Annotated in this window: 12 protein-coding genes; 7 read left to right on the plus strand and 5 right to left on the minus strand. The window is 71.7% G+C overall.

Going from position 1 to position 15,841, the window contains the following annotated elements; all coding sequences use genetic code 11:
- Positions 1 to 7: 7 nt before the first annotated feature.
- Genes fliQ through csrA form a run of 6 tightly spaced genes read left to right on the plus strand, consistent with a single transcriptional unit; the run spans position 8 to position 5,521 of the window.
- Positions 8 to 283: a flagellar biosynthesis protein FliQ gene (fliQ, locus tag ACXKZB_RS09740; RefSeq protein ID WP_123312689.1), complete on the plus strand. Its 276-nt coding sequence runs from the start codon at positions 8 to 10 to the stop codon at positions 281 to 283.
- Positions 283 to 1,041 carry a flagellar biosynthetic protein FliR gene (locus ACXKZB_RS09745; protein ID WP_123312688.1) on the plus strand — a complete coding sequence of 253 codons (759 nt, stop codon included), beginning with the start codon at positions 283 to 285 and terminating at the stop codon, positions 1,039 to 1,041. The genes fliQ and ACXKZB_RS09745 overlap by 1 nt, the downstream gene beginning before the upstream one ends.
- A 6-nt stretch (positions 1,042 to 1,047) precedes the next feature.
- Complete coding sequence (locus tag ACXKZB_RS09750; protein ID WP_123312687.1) at positions 1,048 to 2,241, plus strand: EscU/YscU/HrcU family type III secretion system export apparatus switch protein; 1,194 nt, start codon at positions 1,048 to 1,050, stop codon at positions 2,239 to 2,241.
- Entirely contained in the window at positions 2,238 to 4,292 is a 2,055-nt protein-coding gene (locus tag ACXKZB_RS09755; protein ID WP_222661097.1) for a flagellar biosynthesis protein FlhA, read from the plus strand. The genes ACXKZB_RS09750 and ACXKZB_RS09755 overlap by 4 nt, the downstream gene beginning before the upstream one ends.
- Positions 4,267 to 5,241, plus strand: a complete 975-nt coding sequence (locus tag ACXKZB_RS09760) for a hypothetical protein (protein WP_488822910.1) — start codon at positions 4,267 to 4,269, stop codon at positions 5,239 to 5,241. The genes ACXKZB_RS09755 and ACXKZB_RS09760 overlap by 26 nt, the downstream gene beginning before the upstream one ends.
- A 4-nt stretch (positions 5,242 to 5,245) precedes the next feature.
- Positions 5,246 to 5,521, plus strand: a complete 276-nt coding sequence (gene csrA / locus ACXKZB_RS09765) for a carbon storage regulator CsrA (RefSeq protein ID WP_488822912.1) — start codon at positions 5,246 to 5,248, stop codon at positions 5,519 to 5,521.
- A 3-nt stretch (positions 5,522 to 5,524) separates the two neighbouring features.
- Here the strand turns inward: csrA and ACXKZB_RS09770 are convergent, their stop codons facing one another.
- Positions 5,525 to 7,630, minus strand: a complete 2,106-nt coding sequence (locus tag ACXKZB_RS09770; protein ID WP_488822914.1) for an acyl-CoA dehydrogenase family protein — start codon at positions 7,628 to 7,630, stop codon at positions 5,525 to 5,527.
- Between the two features lie 215 nt (positions 7,631 to 7,845).
- On the opposite strand from ACXKZB_RS09770, the gene ACXKZB_RS09775 reads away from it, so the two are divergent.
- Entirely contained in the window at positions 7,846 to 9,309 is a 1,464-nt protein-coding gene (locus tag ACXKZB_RS09775; protein ID WP_488822916.1) for a peptide MFS transporter, read from the plus strand.
- 162 nt (positions 9,310 to 9,471) lie between these two features.
- Here ACXKZB_RS09775 and ACXKZB_RS09780 read toward each other — a convergent pair whose 3' ends face one another.
- From ACXKZB_RS09780 to ACXKZB_RS09795, 4 genes are all read right to left on the minus strand, one after another.
- Entirely contained in the window at positions 9,472 to 9,771 is a 300-nt protein-coding gene (locus tag ACXKZB_RS09780; RefSeq protein ID WP_222657602.1) for a hypothetical protein, read from the minus strand.
- A gap of 378 nt (positions 9,772 to 10,149) precedes the next feature.
- Complete coding sequence (locus tag ACXKZB_RS09785) at positions 10,150 to 13,515, minus strand: ATP-binding protein (RefSeq protein WP_488822918.1); 3,366 nt, start codon at positions 13,513 to 13,515, stop codon at positions 10,150 to 10,152.
- The gene (locus tag ACXKZB_RS09790) at positions 13,512 to 14,291 is read right to left on the minus strand and encodes a DUF4194 domain-containing protein (protein WP_488822920.1); all 780 of its coding nucleotides are present in this window, start codon (positions 14,289 to 14,291) and stop codon (positions 13,512 to 13,514) included. The genes ACXKZB_RS09785 and ACXKZB_RS09790 overlap by 4 nt, the downstream gene beginning before the upstream one ends.
- The gene (locus tag ACXKZB_RS09795) at positions 14,288 to 15,823 is read right to left on the minus strand and encodes a DUF3375 family protein (RefSeq protein ID WP_488822922.1); all 1,536 of its coding nucleotides are present in this window, start codon (positions 15,821 to 15,823) and stop codon (positions 14,288 to 14,290) included. Before ACXKZB_RS09795 ends, ACXKZB_RS09790 begins: the two co-directional genes overlap by 4 nt.
- Positions 15,824 to 15,841: the final 18 nt, after the last annotated feature.

Consider the following 15,841-nt stretch of genomic DNA (forward strand, 5'->3'; position numbering starts at 1 on the left):
GTCGCGCATGAACCAGCAGGCGGTCATCGACCTGGTCCTCCAGGCACTCCTCGTGTCGGCGAAGCTCGCGGCGCCGGTGCTCATCACGTCGCTCGTCGTCGGCTTCGCGATCTCGCTGTTCCAGTCCGTGACCCAGATCCAGGAGGTCACGCTCTCGTTCGTGCCGAAGGCCGTCGCGGTCGCGATCGCCCTGGTGATCTGCGGCAACTGGATGATCTCGGAGATGGTGGCGTTCACCCACGTCGCCTTCGACATGATCCCGAAGCTGCTCGGGAGCGGTTGATGGAGCTCAGCGTCGACGCCGACCGTCTGGAGGCGACCATGCTCGCGGGCGTCCGGCTCGTCGCGTTCTTCGTCATCGCGCCGCCGTTCTCGTACCGGGCGTTCCCCGGCACCGTGAAGGTGATCCTCGGGCTCGGCCTGGCGATCGGGGTCGCCCCGCGCGTCGCCGTCGGGTACGAATCACTCGCCACCGGGCCGTTCCTGCTCGCGCTGCTCACCCAGCTCGTCGTCGGGTTGTCGCTCGGCTTCCTCGTGTTCCTGGTGTTCGCCGCGGTGCAGTCCGCCGGTGCGCTCATCGACCTGTTCGGCGGGTTCACGCTGGCACAGGCGTTCGACCCGCAGTCGCAGGTCAACGGGGCCCAGTTCACCCGGCTGTTCCAGATGGCGGCGCTCGCGCTCCTGTTCACCTCGGGCGGGTACCAGCTCATCGTCGGTGGGCTCGTGCGGTCCTTCGACGCCGTGCCGCTGACCGGAGCGTTCGCCGTCGACGGTCTGGCGCACGCCCTCGTGGCGGCGATGTCGCAGATGTTCCTCGCGACGTTGCAGATCGCCGGGCCCCTGGTGGTCGTGCTGTTCCTGGCGGACGTCGGCCTCGGTCTGCTCACCCGCGTCGCGCCGGCCCTCAACGCGTTCCAAATGGGCTTCCCGATCAAGATCGGGCTGACCGTCCTGTTCGCCGGCGCGCTCTTCATGGCCCTGCCCTCGGTGGTGTCGTCGTTGACCGGTGACGCCGTCCAGGCGATCACGGGACGGGGGTGAGGCGCCGTGTCCGACAGTGGTGAGAAGTCAGAGAAGGCCACCCAGAAGCGCATGCAGGAGGTCCACCGGAAGGGCCAGCTCGGCCGGTCCCAGGACCTCGGCGCGTGGATCGGCATCGCCGTCGTCGCGCTCATGGTGCCGTCGATGATCGGCAACGCTGCAGCCGCAGGCACCGCGCAGCTCGTCGCCGTGCAGTCCGTCATCGCGAACCCGACCATCGGCACCATGAACCACGTGTTCGGCGAGGCGATGGCGAGCGTCGGGGCGACCCTCGGACCGATGCTCGCGGTGGTCCTCGTCGCGGTCACCGCGGCCGCCGTCGCGCAGGGCGGGGTGCACATCCGCAAGCTCGCACCGGAGGCGTCGCACTTCGACCCCATCGCGGGCCTGAAGCGCGTGTTCGGCGTCCAGGCGCTCTGGAACGGGGCGAAGGCCCTGCTGAAGACCGCCGTCGTCGGGCTCGTGCTCTGGTTCGCCGTGCAGGGCCTGATGCCCGTGCTCATGACGAGCGGCTCGCTGCCGTTGTCCGCCGTGCTCGAGGCGGCAGCGGACGGCGCCGGCACCCTGCTCCGCGCCGCGATCGCCGCCGGGCTCGTCCTCGCGGCGATCGACGTGCTCGTCGTCATCCGCCGCAACCGCAAGCGCACCATGATGACCAAGCGCGAGGTCAAGGACGAGCACAAGAAGAGCGACGGTGACCCGCTCGTCAAGGGCCAGCGCCGCTCCCGTCAGCTCGCGATGAGCCGCAACCGGATGATCGCGTCCGTGGGCACCGCGGACGTCGTCATGACGAACCCGACCCACTACGCCGTCGCGCTCAAGTACGAGCCGGGCAAGGCGGCACCGCGGGTGGTCGCGAAGGGCGCCGGCCCGGTCGCCGACGTCATCCGTGCCCGTGCCGAGGAGGAACGCGTGCCGATCGTCCGCGACGTCCCGCTCACCCGTGCGCTGCACGCCGCGTGCGAGCTCGGGCACGAGATCCCCGTCGACCTGTACACGCCGGTGGCCCGGGTGCTGTCGTTCGTGATGGCGCTCAAGGCCCGCGGTGCAGCGGCCGGCACCCACGCACCACCGCGGCCGACCACGCCCGACGAGGTCGCGAGCGTCATCGACCCGGCGACGCTCACCGGCGACCTCCGCCCCCGCAGGCTCCGCACACCGCGCACCGCAGCGAACCAGACCGAAGGACTCCCCGCATGAACCGCAAGGACCTGCCGAAGCTCGTCGTCCCGGTGTTCATCGTCGGCATCATCCTGCTGCTGATCCTGCCGGTGCCGTCGTTCCTGCTCGACTTCCTGATCATCTGCAACATCCTGCTGGCGCTGGTGATCCTGCTCACGACGCTGTTCGTGAAGAAGCCGCTCGACTTCTCGGTGTTCCCGTCGCTGCTGCTCGTCGCGACGCTGTTCCGCCTCGGCCTGAACGTCGCGTCCACCCGCCTCGTGCTCGGCGAGGGCTTCGCCGGCGACGTCATCCAGGCGTTCGGCCACGTCGCCGTGTCCGGGTCGATCATCATCGGCGCGGTGATCTTCCTGATCCTCATCGTCATCCAGTTCGTCGTCGTCACGAAGGGCGCCGAGCGCGTCGCCGAGGTCGGCGCACGGTTCACCCTCGACGCCATGCCCGGCAAGCAGATGGCGATCGACGCCGACCTGAACGCCGGGCTCATCACCGACCAACAGGCGAAGGACCGCCGGGCCGCGGTCTCCGCCGAGGCCGACTTCTACGGCGCGATGGACGGCGCCTCGAAGTTCGTCAAGGGCGACGCGATCGCCGGCATCCTCATCATCATCATCAACCTGGTCGGCGGCATCGCGATCGGCATGCTGCAGAACGGGCTCTCCGCCACCGACGCCCTGTCGAAGTACGGCATCCTGACCATCGGCGACGGCCTCGTCACGCAGATCCCGGCGCTGCTCATGGCGGTGTCCACCGGCATGATCGTCACCCGCTCCGGCGCGGAGTCCGAGATGGGCGCCTCGGCCGCGACGCAGCTGTCGCAGTCACGCAACGCGCTGATGATCGCCGGTGTCGCCGCCATCGCGATGGGGTTCATCCCCGGCATGCCGATCCTGCCGTTCCTGCTCGTCGGCGCGACGCTGCTCTTCACGGCCTGGCGGATCGGCCGGAACGCCGCGAACGCCGAGTCGGCCGCCGCCGAGCAGCAGGCCCTCGAGGCCGCAGCGCCCACCGGCGACACCCCCGAGGACCTCATCGAGCAGATGCGCGTGCACGCCCTCGAGATCCTCCTCGCGCCCGACCTGGTCGACATGGTGTCCGGCGCCTCCGACGACCTGCTCGGCCGCGTCCGTGCGCTCCGCCGGAAGATCGCCGTCGACATGGGCATCGTCGTGCCACCGGTCCGCACCCGCGACAGCATCGACCTGCCACCGTCCACCTACGCCATCCGGATCGCCGGCGTCGAGGCCGGCCGCGGCACCGCCCCGGCCCGCAGCGTGCTCGCGCTCGGCGACCACCTGGACGGACTGCCGGGCGCCTCGACGGTCGAGCCGGTGTTCGGTCTGACCGGCAAGTGGGTACCCGCCGAACTCCGGCACGCCGCCGAGATGACCGGCGCCACCGTGATCGACCGCGTGTCCGTCCTCGTGACGCACCTGCAGGCCGTCATCGGCGACAACGCCGCCCGCCTGCTCACCCGCGAGGACGTCAAGGTCCTGACCGAGGGCGTCAAGCAGGTCAACCCCGCCGCGGTCGAAGAACTCGTGCCGGGCATGCTCTCGATGGCCGAACTCCAGCGCGTGCTGCAGGGCCTGCTCGCCGAGCGGGTGCCGATCAACGACCTCGGCCGGATCTGCGAGGCCCTCACCCTGCGGGCCAAGGCGTCCACCGACCCCGAGGGGCTCGTCGAGGCCGCACGCGCCGCGCTCGGTCCCGCCCTCGCCGCCCGCTACACCGACCAGGGCACGCTCCGCGTCATCATGATCGACCCGCTGCTCGAGCAGTCGATGCTCGAGGGCCTGCGCCCGTCCGAGCAGGGCAGCCAGATCGTCCTCGACGCCCACCGCATCGAGCAGGTCCTCGGGTCCGTCCGCGACGCCGTGCGCAGCGTCGAGGACCAGGGCCTGTCCGCCGTCCTGGTCTGCGCCCCGCAGCTCCGACCGGCCGTGCACCGCATGGTCGCCGCGCAGTCGAACGGGCTCCCGGTGCTGTCGTACCAGGAGGCCACCGCCGCGGGTTCCACCATCGAGACCGTGGGAGTGGTCCGTGCCGCCGACCCGATTGCAGCGTAGCGGCGCCACGCTCGACGAGGTCCGCGACGCCGTCCGGACCGAGTTCGGCGCGGGCGCACGGATCGTCGCCGCCGAGCGGGTCACCACGCCGGGCATCGGCGGGCTGTTCCGCAAGGCGCACGTCGAGGCCACCGTCGAGGTGCCGGAACCGGGGGAGACCCCGACCGCACGCGTGGTCATCGCCGACTCGCCCGTCCAGCGGATCGGGATCGCGGCCCTGCTCGCCGACGCCGAGGAGGCCGAGGCCCGCATCGCGGGTGGTGACGGCACCGCGACCACGCGCGCCGACTCGTTCGCGTCGGTGCTCGACGGATTCGTGGCGGACGGCATCACGGGGAGCGCCCCGCGCCCGACGCGCGTCCTGCCGGAGCCGGACGGGCCTGCGGACGTCGACCCGCGCCTCCAGGCCGTCACCGACACCCTGCCAGGAGGCCCGGCCACCGTCCCCGACGCCGCGCCCGCCGTGCGCGTGGCCCGGCCCACGGCCCCTGCCGCGCGATCTGCTGTCCCTGCCGCGCGATCTGCTGTCCCGGCAGTGCGGTCCGCTGTTCCGGCAGTGCGGTCCGCCGACGGCGACCTGGTGCTGTTGGTCGGACGACCGAACGACGTCGACGCCGCCGCCGGCCTGTTCGCCGTCCGGCACGCACTGCGCCCGACCGACGCCGCCGACCGGCGGTCCGCGATCCTCGCCCGTGCCGACGGCGTGCGCGACGGCCACGCCGTGCTCGCCGTGGCGGCCTGGGACGACCGCGCCACGGGCGACCGGATCGAGGCGGACCAGGTCTGGGTCGTGGTCGACGTCGGCCGGAAGCCGGAGGACTCGGCGGCCATGGTCTCCGCGGTGGCCGCACGGTTGCCGGTGGCCGGCGTCGTCGCGATCGGTGCCGGGGAGACCGCCACGCCGGAGTCCGTCGACCTGCTGGGCGTCCCCGTCCTGTCGCTAGGCTGAGCGGGTGCTGGTACTCACGCGGAAGGTCGGCGAGCGGATCCTCGTCGGTGACGACATCGTCATCACGGTCCTCGACGCCCGGGGGGACGGCGTGCGGATCGGCATCGACGCACCACGCGGGGTGAAGATCCAGCGCGAAGAGGTCGTGCGCGCGGTCGCCGAGGCGAACGCCGAGGCCGCTGCGGCTGCCGGGGCGTCCGGTGCCTCCGGAGACGACGCCGAGGCGCGGCTGCGCGCGGCCCTCGGTGGGTCCGTCCGGCCGACGGACCCGACCGACTAGTCGCTAGCGCCGGGGCTTCTTCTCCTGTTCGGGGAGCCGTCCGGCCGCCGCCTCGGCGGTGAACCACGCACGGGCCTCGTCCTGGCGCGCCTGCTCCTCGCCGAGCGCGATCGGCGCCCGCACGTGGCCGGGCTCGTAGCCGAAGGTCTCGAGGAGCTGCGGCACCACCGGACGGAGCCGAGCGACGAGCCGGTCGATCGACGCCGAGACCGCACGGGCTCGCTGTGCGCTCAGGCGGCCGTGCACCAGGTGCCAGTCGAGGTGCTGCTCGAGCAGTCCGAGCGCGAAGAGGTCGCGCAGCCACACGAGCACCCGGCGGGTGTCGCCCTCGGGGACCGCGTCGAGCGCCTCGGTGAAGGCGTCCCACTGCATGAGCTCGGCGTGGGCGCGCGCGGCCTCGATGAGCTCGTGCTGCGACCGGTTCAGGAGCACGGCCTGACGGGCGCGGTCCTTGCCGGCGGTGTTCAGCCGGAGCCCGATCTCGGTGACCATGGTGTCCACGCGGCCGGCGAGCAGCGCCCGCTGGGTGGCGGGGTCGTGCAGGTCGGTGACGCTCGCCGCGAGTGACCCGCGGTCGGCGACCGTCTGCCCGAGGCGGCGGATCCCCGAGGCGTCCGCGAGCTTCACGCCGACCTGGGCGGCGACGAACTTCGCGGTCGATGCGGCATCGCGCGGCGCCCGCTTCCGGAAGTCGGTGAGCAGCCGCTTGCCGACGAGCTGCAGCAGGACGGTGTTGTCGCCCTCGAACGTGACGTAGACGTCCAGGTCGGCACGCAGGCTCGTCAGGCGGTTCTCGGCGAGGAAGCCCGCGCCGCCGCAGGCCTCGCGGCACTCCTGCAGGGTGTCGAGGGCGGACCACGTCGACAGCGACTTGAACGCGGCGGCCTGGGTCTCCAGGTCTTCGCGGCGCTCCGGGGTGTCGGCACGCCCGCTGAACACGTCGTCGAAGGTGCGGAGCAGCTGTTCGTGCGCGAAGGACTGCGCGAACACCGTCGCCAGGCGGGGGATGAGCCGGCGCTGGTGCCGCCCGTAGTCGAGCAGGACGCCCTCGACACCGCCGGCCGTCGGGAACTGCCGACGCTGCATGCCGTAGGTGAGCGCGATCTGCAGCCCGATCTTCTGCGCGACGACCGCGGCGCCGTCGAGCGACACGCGGCCCTGCACCAGGGTGCCGAGCATCGTGAAGAAGCGGCGGCCGGGGGAGTCGATCGGCGAGCTGTAGGTGCCGTCCTCGGCGACGTCGCCGTACCGGTTCAGCAGGTTCGTGCGGGGGATCCGGACGTGGTCGAAGTGCAGCCGGCCGTTGTCGATGCCGTTCAGACCGCCCTTGACGCCGTCGTCCTCGCCGCCGACGCCGGGCAGGAACGCGCCGTCGTCGTCGCGGAGCGGCACGTAGAACGCGTGGACGCCGTGGTCGACGCCCTGGGTGACGAGCTTCGCGAAGACGACGGCCGCCTTGCCGTGCAGGGCCGCGTTGCCGATGTAGTCCTTCCACGCCCCACGGAACGGGGTGTGGACGACGAACTCCTGCGTCGCCGGGTCGTAGGTGGCCGACGTGGCGATGTTCTGCACGTCCGAACCGTGGCCGGTCTCGGTCATCGCGAAGCAGCCGGGCACGTCGAAGCCGATGATGCCGGGCAGGAACTCCTCGTGGTTCCGCGCGGTGCCGAGGTGGTGCACCGCGGAGCCGAACAGGCCCCACTGCACGCCGGCCTTGATCTGCAGCGACGGGTCGGCGGTGGTGATCTCCTCGAACGCCGCCAGGTTGCCGCCGTGGTTGTCCTGGCCGCCGAGCTCGCGCGGGTACGGGCGCTGGATCGCACCGGCGTCCACCAGGATCTGCAGCTGCTCGAACGCGCGGGCGCGGTGCTCGATGGTGCCGAGGCCCTCGGTCTTGTGCAGCGCGGGGTCGAGCACGAGGCGGCGCGAGATGCGGCGGTCCTCGGCCCAGCGGCCGAGCAGGAGGGTCTCGACCATGTCGACGTCGATGCGGACGTCGGTGGCGGTGTTCGCGCTCGTGCCCGGGCTGGTGTTCGTGCTCGTGCGCGCGCCGGCGTCCTGCTTCGCCTTCTGGGTGCCGGTGTGCTGCGCGGATGCGGTGTCGACCATGGTCGGAGTCCTCCTGAACTGCGGTGTCCGGTGTTGCACGACCCACGCTAGACACCGCGCCCGACAGCCGGCGGAACGCGGTGCGGGGCGTACAACCCTGGTCCGCGCGGACCAGTCGCGTTGGTGGGAACCCTCCAAGCGCCCCGACCGCCGGATTTGTTGAGCGCCCATCGACGATTGGGCGTGCCACCGGCCCGCGGGGCAGACTGGCCGGCATGTCAGGCTCCACCACGGGACACGATCCCAAGCCCCAACGCACCTTCTTCGGACAGCCGTTCGAGCTGTCGACCCCGTTCGCGGTGGAGCTCTGGGAGCGGTTCTCGTTCTACGGGATGCAGGGCATCGTCCTCATCTACATGTACTACACCGTCACGCAGGGCGGCCTCGGGATCGACAAGGGTGTCGCGAGCGGGATCATGGGCGCCTACGGCGGCGCCGTCTACCTGTTCACCATCATCGGCGCGTGGATCGCGGACCGGCTGCTCGGTGCCGACCGCACGCTGTTCGGCAGCGCGGTCGTCGTCATGCTCGGGCACATCGCCCTGGCGCTCATCCCCGGGGTCGCGGGCGTCGGCGTCGGGCTCGTGCTCATCGCGCTCGGGTCCGGCGGGCTCAAGGCGACCGCCACGACGATCGTCGGTGGGCTCTACAGCCGCGACGACCCCCGTCGTGACGCCGGCTTCTCGCTGTACTACCTGGGCGTCAACCTCGGAGCGTTCTTCGGGCCGCTCCTGACCGGCCTGCTGCAGAGCTCGCTCGGGTTCCACTACGGCTTCGGGCTCGCCGCCGTCGGCATGGCCGCGGGGCTGGTGCAGTACGCGATCCGGCGGAAGAACCTGCCCGACACCGTCCGCCACGTCACGAACCCGGTCGACCGCCGTCGCCTGCCGCTGATCGGTGTCGGCGTCGTCGTCGCCCTCGGTGTGGTCGTGGTCGCCGTGCTCACCGGGCTGCTGAACGTCGGCAACCTGCCCACCGTGGTCGTCGCGATCGTGATCCTCGCCACGATCGGCTACTTCGTCGTCATCCTGACGAGCGGCATCACCGCGCAGGAGCGCTCGCGGGTGTTCGCGTTCATCCCGCTCTTCATCGGCAGCGCGGTGTTCTGGTCGCTCTACCAGCAGCAGTTCACCGTCGTCACCGTCTACTCCGACGAGCGACTGGACCGCTCGCTGTTCGGGTGGGAGATGCCGGTGTCGTGGGTGCAGTCGATCAACCCGGTCTTCATCATCGTGTTGTCCGGGGTCTTCGCGGCGCTCTGGACCAAGCTCGGCGACCGCCAGCCGTCCACGCCGACGAAGTTCGCCCTCGGCACCGGGATCATGGGTGTCGCGTTCCTGCTGTTCCTGCCCTTCGTGAACTCGGGCCAGAACGGCACACCCCTGCTCGCCCTGGTCGCGATCCTGCTGGTCTTCACGCTGGCCGAGCTGCTGCTGTCACCCGTCGGGCAGTCCGTCGCCACGAAGCTCGCGCCGCCGAAGTTCCAGACGCAGATGGTCGCGCTCTTCTTCCTGTCGGTGTCGCTCGGCACCGCCGTCACCGGGGTGCTGTCGCGCTACTACGACCCGGCGGACGAGGCCCCGTACTTCACGATCCTCGGTCTCGTCGCCGTCGCGGTCGGTGTGGTCCTGCTCGTCCTGGCGAAGCCGGTGCTGCGGCTCATGCGCGGCATCCGGTAACCTGAGCGGAGCCACACGCCGAAGCAACCAAGGAGTCACCACCCATGCTCGAACTCATCGCAGGGATCATCATCGGCGTCGGCGTCCTCGGTGGCGTCGGGAGCTGCATGGCCGTCGCAGCCATGATGAAGAGCGGCTCCGAGGAGTACTGAGCCCGCTGGGCTACTCGCCGCTGCCGGTCGTGATCGGCACCAACTGACGACTCAGGACGGTCGCGCGCTCGAAGGGGCCGCGGCCGTCCTTCGTGTACACGGGCTCCTCGAACGCGACCGTCCACGACAGCGGCTCGCCGACGCCGGGGTAACCGACGATCTGGTTGCCGCCGGGAGCGACGATGACGCCGATCGGCTCGTCGGCCCACCGCTCACCGCCCTGCACGGAGTCGATGACCTGCACGAGCGCGCCGATGCCGAGGCCGGGGGCGTCGTCGGGGCGGGGCTTGGGGGAGCGTCGTCCGAACACGCCATCACCGTAGCGTGCTCGCCACTCAGTGAGCCCGGTTCGGTGCGCTCGGTTCTGTGCGCCCCGTTCTGTGCGCCGAGTTCTGCGCGCCCCGTTCTGCGCGCCCCGTTCTGCGCGCCGAGGTTCCACAACATGCCGCGTGCGGTCCGCCGAGGTTCCACGGATGCCCGCACTGGCACCCGAGATGCCAAGATTTCGGAACCTGGCGAGTCGGACTGGGCGGGGACGGCAGCGACCGCGGGGAGGCGCCGAGGTGCCACGACATGCCGCGTGCCGTTCGCCGAGGTTCCACGGACGCCGGTGCGGGCGCCCGAGATGCCAAGATTTCGGAACCTCGGGGACGGCACCTCCCGCCGCGCCGCGCCCGCGCCGCCCGGGTCAGGCGTCGGCGGGGACCCGCGCGATCTCGGTGATGGACGAGTGGCCCGTCTCGGGGTGCTTGCGCATCGAGAGCAGCCGCTCCATCGAGGGTTCGAGCGCCGTGACCTTGTCGAGCGGCGCACTCACGACCAGCTGGAACCCGAGCCGGAGCCACGCGGTGACCGCACGCCCGGCGAACTCCGAGTCCGCCTTGATGAACGCCTCGTCGAGGAACACCGGGGCGAACCGGGGCCGGGGACGGGTCTCGTCCCCGAGCTGGTAGCGGAGCGCCGCACCGACGATGAACGCCACGAGCTCCTGCGTCTCACCACCGGACTTGTCGCCGAGCGACGAGTACACCCCGAGGTCGACGCCCGACGTGTCGTAGCGCACGGCCGTGATCTCCATGTGCCGTCGGACGTCGAGCACGGCGTCGCGCTGCGTGGTGCGACCACGAGCGGCGTCGGGGTCGGGGCGGATGACGGCCATGAAGCGCCGGAGCCGGCGGAACCGGGTCTCGAGCACGTCGTCGGTCAGCTCGGAGTCGACCGAGGCGGACAGGGCGCGGAGCTCGCGGCGGAACGCGGTGACGTCCTCGCGCGTCACCCGGCGGATCTGGATCTTCAGGCGGTCGCGGTTCGCGCCGAACGGCAGGTCCCGCAGGATCTCGTTGACCGGCTCGAGACGCTCCTCGATCTCGACGACGGCACGGTCGAAGGCGCCCGCGAGCGGGACGAGGTCCTCACCGCTCCACTGCGACAGCCGCCGACGCCACTCGGTGCGGCGTGCGTGCAGTCCGGTCGCGACGATCTGGTCGAGGATGGCGTGGTAGTCCGGGTAGGACGCGACGCCGGTGCCGAGGTTCGGGTCCGGCCAGGCGTCTTGGTACCGCTGGAACGTGAGCGTCAGCGACGTCGAGGCCGCTGCGGCACCGTCGAGCGCCTGCGACAGCCGTTCCTCCAGCCGGCGTCGGAGCCGTCGTGTGGCGTCGTCGAAGCCGTCCACGCCGTCCGGGGCGCCGACCTCAGCGAACGTCTCGGCGAGCAGTCGCGACTGCTCGTCGTCGGGCAACGATTCGGGGGTGTCGTCGAAACGCGACAGGATCTCGGCTGCGGCGTCCTGACCGTCGACGAGCACGGCGTGCCGCTCCTCGAGCCGCTGCACGGAGAGCCGTGCTGCGGAGCGTCGGTCAGCGGTCTCGTCGAGCGACTTCCGTAGGCGGGCGACCGAGGCGCGCAGCGTCCGCAGGCCATCGTCGGCGGCGAGCAGCGCCTGGCGTTCCTCGTCGAGTCGAGCCAACGAGGTCTCGACCCCCTCGACGTCGATGGCGTCCCAGGTCACGTCGACGACGTGCTGGTGGGCGGCGCGCAGGACGTCGAGCGCGGTGAGGTCCTGTGCGACGTCGGTGCGACGGGCCTCGAGCGTGGCGAGGTCCTGCGCGATCGACGCGAGCTCCTGCTCGACGGCGGCGACGCGGGCCTCGTTCGTGAAGCCGATGACGTTGGCCTGGCGACGGTCGCCGTGCGCACCACGACGGCCGTCGCGGAGCTGGCCGGACTCGGTGACGCGCCGGCCACCGCCGCCGAGCTCGGAGGCGTCGGTCACGCAGCGGGCGTCGGTGCGCTCGGACTCGATCCGCTCGCGCACCCAGGTGCTGAACGGCGAGTGCTTGATCGCGAGCTTGCCGGACACCATCGCGGGGTCGCCGTCGAGGTCCAGGTGCGGACCGGTCGGCACGCCCTCGAACTGCACGCGGACGGGCAGGCGGAGCGCGTCGATCGCCTCGCTGAACGCGCCCAGCCGGTCCTGGTCGACCAGCAGGGTGCGGGCGACGGGAGCCAGCACGGACTCGATCGCCGTGCGCCAGCGCTCCTCGCCGGGCTGCACGTCGAGCAGTTCCGCGACGAAGGGCAGGTCTGCGGGGTCGATGCCGGCCGCCCGGGCCATCGCGAGCCGGGCCTCGTGCATCGGCAGCGGCATCGCGCCCTGGCGGTGCTCGAGCGACTGCCGCTCCTGCCGCAGTGAGCGCTCCCGGTCGAGGAGCGGGTACTCCTCGCGCGTCAGGGCGTCGCGGCGGTCGTCCAGGTCCGAGCGCGAAGCAGCGTACCCACCGAGGAACTCGTGCGCGGCGCGCTGGATCCCGGTGAAGTCCTGCTCGGAGGACACCGAGACCCCGAGGACGGCGGTCCGCTCGTCGAACGTCGCCCGGGTGCGGACGACGGCGTCGCGTTCGCGCGTGCGGCGGTCGATGCGGTCCTCGAGCTGGGCGAGCGCGTTGCCGCCCTGGTCGCGCAGCCGCGCCTCGGCGTCGCGCAGCTCGATCTCCACGGCGGCGTGCCGGGCCTCGGCAGCGGCGACCTCGGCGCGCGATGCCGTGCGCTCCCGTGCGTTCCGCGAGACCTCGGCGTCGAGCAGATCGCGCTTCCGCGAGGCCGTCCAGTGCGCGAACGGGGAGACCTCGGCACCGGTGGCGATGCCGTCCAGCGCCGCGGCCGCGGCCTTCGAGCGTTCGATCTCGTCGTGCAGGTCGGTGATGGGGGAGAGGATGCGGACCTTGCGTTCCTCGGTGTCCATCGCCTCGTACGCCTCGTCGAGCGCGGAGAAGTGCGCGAGGGCACGGTCGGCCGCCTCGTAGGTACCGGGGGTCTCGAGCACGAGCGACTTGTACAGCGCGTCGACCGTCGGCAGGTGCTGCCCGGCCTGGATGCGCGCGAGCAGGCGCATCGCCCGGTTGCCGCCACCGGAGTCGCCGATGCCGAGGCGCGTCTGCAGCGTGTACGCGAGCTCCTGGTAGGTGTCGCGGATGACGAGGCCGGGAACACGACCGGTCAGTTCGAGGTGGTGGAACCGCGTCGGCACGAACTCCTCGAGGCGACGCAGGTCGAAGGTGTCGTCGACCGTCGCCATGGTCATCTGGATGTCGCCGACGCCCCGCGCGCGCTTCGGCACGATGTACGCCCGCAACACCGTGAAGCGGCGCTCGTCGTCGTTCCGGAACGTGACCGCGGCCGCACCCCAGGTGGTCTGGTCGTCGCCGCGCAGGTTCACGTCGCGCAGGGCGCCGGACTCGGGGTCGCGGCGGGTGTCGACCTTGCCGCGCAGGTACGTGAGCAGGTTGCGCTGGTCGGCGCTGCGGGCACGCCCGGTCGTGGCGTCGTTCGAGGCGCCGTTGAACGGCACGTCGGACGGCATCATCACGGCCAGGTACGCGTCCATGAGCGTGGACTTGCCGGTGCCGGACGCGCCGGAGATGAGCGTCGCGGTGCCGGACAGCTCGACCTGGCGGTGACCGTGGAACCCGCCCCAGTTGACGACCTGCATCGACTCGGCGCGCCACTGCGCGACCGTGTCGAAGAGCGCCGGGATCTCGAACGTGTCGGTCACGCTTCCGTCTCGCCTTCGTCGTCGGTGTCGGTGTCGTCAGTCGGGAGGCCCGGGTCGGCTCCGTCGGTCGGCTCGCCGCCCGGGGCGGTCGCCACTTCCTGCGCGGTGGTGGTCCGCAACCAGGTGTCCAGTTCCAGCAGGCGCTCCAGGGGGAGCAGCACCTCGACGACGCTCGCCACCCGGAAGCGGTCCGGGTCGGACGTGCGGATGAGGATGCGCGCCGTGACGAGGCGCTCGACGGCCTTCGCCACACGGCCCTCGTCACGGGTGCGGTCGGTCGCGGTGGCCGGTCGGAACCCGGCGACGTGCCCGAGGATCTCAGAGCGGTCGACGACGACCTGGTCCGGACCCGGCCGGGCATCGGCGCGCAGGCGCATCCGCAGGTACACGAGGACGATCGTCTCCTCGCGGGTGTACGGCAGGTCGCGGAGCAGGGTCGGGAACGAGCGGCGCTGGCTCTCCGAGCGGGCCTGGCGCTTCCAGGCGACCTCGCGGTCGCGGTCGACGTGCAGCTCGAGGAACAGGTCGTTCAGGCGCGACCGCAGTTGGTACTCGCCGTCGAGCACCGCACGCCACTCGTCGGGGTGCGTGCGGGAACTGACGTACGAGTGGCGGAGCAGCGCCACCAGGGCGCGGCGCTGGTGCTCGTCGAGCCGACCCTCGTCGCCCTCGAAGAGGGCGAAGCTGGACTCGTCGCGTTCGTCGTCCTGCAGGACCGTCGCGGGGTCGTCGTAGGGGACCGTCTCGTCGACCGGTGCCGGCGTCGTGTCGCTCACCGTGCCTCCTGTGCGTTCTGTGTGTCGTCGTGGGGTTCGCCGGCCGGCGTGCGCTCCGCAGCGAGCGCCGCGGTGGGCATGTGGAAGGTGACCGGGCTGCCGTCCGGGCGCACCGTGCGGTGTTCGGCGAGGTGCGCGGCGGACTCGAAGTCGTCGCGCCCCGTCAGCAGGTGGGCGAGGCCGAACAACTCGACCGGTCGGCGCTGCTCGGGCGGCAGCCCGTGGAAGGCGTCGACGCTCGAATCGGCCTCGGCGAACCGGAGTGCGGCGCGCAGCTCGGTCAGGAGCGGACCGCCGTGCTTGCGGAGCATCTCGACGTCGAGGTCCTCGAAGACGGCGTCGTCGGGTTCCTCGATGGGCGGCGGCACCGACTCGGCGTCCGGGTCGTAGAAGCGTTCGCGCAGGGTGCCGACCTCGGCCGATGCCGGCAGCAGCGGGAGCGGGATGCGGTCGCGCGCGCCGCCCTGGTCCATCAGCGTCGCCAGGCCGCGGTTGATCGAACGGATGACGGCGTCGAGCTCGCGGTCGCGGACCACGTCGTGGGCGACGATCTGGTCGCGGAGCGTGGCGGTGAGCTGGCGGCGCTGGGCGAGGACGTCCTCGATGCCCTGGCGGAGGATCGTCACCGTGTTGCGGAATGCGCGACGCTCACCGGCGCCGAGGCCCTCGGCGAAGGGATGGGACAGGATCGTCGCGATGTCGTCCCGTAGGCGGAGCAGCAGCGCGTCGTCGCGCAGGAGCTCGAAGGCGCCCTCGAACGCGCGGCCCTCCGGTGTGGCCTGCATCAGGTTGTCGGTGCGTGCGAGGTAGTCGTCGAGGATCTCGCCGATCGGACGGACCTCTTGCCGGAAGTCCTCGACGATCGAGCGGTGCATCGTCGCGACGGCCTCTTCCACGCGCTTGAAGTCGCTCGGGAGCTGCCGGATGAGGTCCGAGATGTTCGTGTAGCCGTCGCGCATCCGGTCGTCCTCGACGGTGACGACGTCGTCGCCGTGCTCGAGGCGTTCGCGCTCGGCCTGCAGCTCGGCGATCTGGGCGTCGATGCGGCGGATCTGCACGTCGGGGTCCGGCTCGGCGCGGGCGGCCCAGCGGTGCACGGCGTCCACGATCATCGCCAGGCGGCTCTCGCTGATCAGGGCACGGTCGGCGGACAGGGCGTCGACGAGGCTCAGGGCCTCGAGCGCGTGGCTCGTCAGGGAGTACTGCTCGTCGCCGTCCGGGGAGTTGGAGCGCACGAGCCACTGGGCCGCCACCCACTCACGGCAGAGGGCGCGGCCGTTCGGTCGGGGGTCCTGCTCGGCCTGCTCGTGCTGGTCGCTCGCGGGCACGCGCGCGCCCGAGGCCTGCAGGCGGGCGACGTGCTCCTCGACCTGCAGGTGCATGCGGTCGGCGGGGACGTACTGGACGTCGCGGTCGAAGACCGTGCGGAACACGGCGAGGACCGTCGCGCTCGTCGGGCGGGACATGAGCCGCAGGGTCGGACGGTCGAGGACCGCTCGGACCCGGGCGAACTCGAGGTCGACGTCGGTCATGCGCCCCTTCGTCCGATC

The sequence above is a fragment of the Curtobacterium sp. ABR8 genome (assembly GCF_057812125.1).

Excerpts from the sequence above, each read along its gene's own strand:
- ACXKZB_RS09770 (WP_488822914.1), bottom strand. The coding sequence starts at position 7,630 with ATGGTCGACACCGCATCCGCGCAGCACACCGGCACCCAGAAGGCGAAG.
- ACXKZB_RS09775 (WP_488822916.1), top strand. The coding sequence starts at position 7,846 with ATGTCAGGCTCCACCACGGGACACGATCCCAAGCCCCAACGCACCTTC.
- ACXKZB_RS09755 (WP_222661097.1), top strand. The coding sequence starts at position 2,238 with ATGAACCGCAAGGACCTGCCGAAGCTCGTCGTCCCGGTGTTCATCGTC.
- ACXKZB_RS09795 (WP_488822922.1), bottom strand. The coding sequence starts at position 15,823 with ATGACCGACGTCGACCTCGAGTTCGCCCGGGTCCGAGCGGTCCTCGAC.
- fliQ (WP_123312689.1), top strand. The coding sequence starts at position 8 with ATGAACCAGCAGGCGGTCATCGACCTGGTCCTCCAGGCACTCCTCGTG.
- ACXKZB_RS09745 (WP_123312688.1), top strand. The coding sequence starts at position 283 with ATGGAGCTCAGCGTCGACGCCGACCGTCTGGAGGCGACCATGCTCGCG.